The sequence below is a fragment of the Bartonella sp. OC16QHHD genome, from assembly GCF_042194035.1.
Taxonomy (GTDB): domain Bacteria; phylum Pseudomonadota; class Alphaproteobacteria; order Rhizobiales; family Rhizobiaceae; genus Bartonella.
Genome location: NZ_JBHIMJ010000018.1, coordinates 1 through 1,486, shown reverse-complemented (window position 1 = coordinate 1,486; position 1,486 = coordinate 1). Strand labels below are relative to the sequence as shown.

Annotated in this window: 1 pseudogene; it reads right to left on the bottom strand. The window is 37.6% G+C overall.

Annotated features, from left to right (window positions below):
- Window positions 1-1,486, bottom strand: a pseudogene (locus ACFIK1_RS03070) (hypothetical protein); the annotation flags it as partial.

The following is a 1,486-nucleotide window of genomic DNA, read 5'->3' as shown; positions in this document are numbered from 1 at the left end:
GAACGAGGCACCACCACCAAAATAATTTGCTATATCTCCAGATATTTTATTAATTTGGTTCCCATTGATTGCATCATGCGAATCTTCAGCAATTTTCCCATCTTTAACATTATGAAGAGCAACGGGGACTTGGTTATCTACCCCACCTAAAGTTACGCTACCATAATTAACGGTACCGTTTTCTTTATCGTAGAGAACTGCAGCAGCACTTGTAAGATTAATATCATTAGAAATCTTCTCGATACTTTTATCAAGCTGGTCTTTGTTAACAGCTTCATTACCATTTACAGCTGCCTTCACACCAGAAATTATCCTATTTTCACCAGATTTGTTTGCAACATTGATTTTAGTCCCACCTGTTGCTTTACCAACAGTGATAGTACCTTCATTTTCCTCCTGCTTAACAAGGCTATTTTTTGTCGCATTCGTAATCTGATTTTGTATATTCGTGATAGAATTATCAACAGTACTAAAAGCAGATCCAAAATCATTATGTGGCTTACCCTGAATAGTGTAAGTGGGAGCCTTACCGTTAGATACGTCTGCACCACCACCAAAATACTTTGATATATTTTTAGCAATTGTTGTCAGATTATTTGTAACAGTGTTAACATTCTGATTAGTAGCAAAGAGCTGCGAACCATTTACTGCATCGGTTGAATCTTCAGTAATGTCTCCATTGGCAAGAAACTTAATTTTGCTATTGGTTTTTCCGTCTCCATGCTGTGCCACAAATGCCTGCTCATTATTGCTCCATAATAGAGAACCTTTAGAAATACCATCAATTTTCTGAGTAAACTCATTAGTAACATGCGTCAAACGACTATTTACATTTTTGACATTGTCATCAAGCCCTGTCAATGCTGAGTCAACATCAGTATGTACCTTCTGTCCTACAGTACCATCTGCAGAAACAGTAGATAAATTATATCTTGGTCCTAAAAAAGAACCATCTTGAAATACAGTCCCCCCGCCAAAAAACTTTGCAATATCTCCGGATATTGTATTAATCTGGCTACCATTGATAGCATCATGCGAATCTTTAGCAATTTTTCCATCTTTGACATTCAAAAGAGCAACTGCTCCTGTACTCTTACCGCCACCTAAAGTCACACTGTTATAATTAACACTGCTATCATCATTCTTATCGTAGAGAACTGCAAAAGCACCACCCTCCTTAATATTGTTAATAGTATCAGTAATAGTTGCAATTTCACCATCGAGTTGTTTTTTATTAACGGCTTCATTGTCTCTCTCTGCGGCCTTTACACCAGAAATACTACGGTCTCCCCCACTACCTGCAACATCAATTTTCGTACCATCTTTTTCCTTACCAATGGTGATAAGTTTCTGTTCTTCATCCCATTTAACAAGACCATTTCCTGCTATTTGATTTTTTACTTCATTCAGCTGTGCAACATTAACCGCATCAGTCTCTGCACTCCCCGCTGCCACTCCATAAACTTGTTTATTACCAGCAAAAATA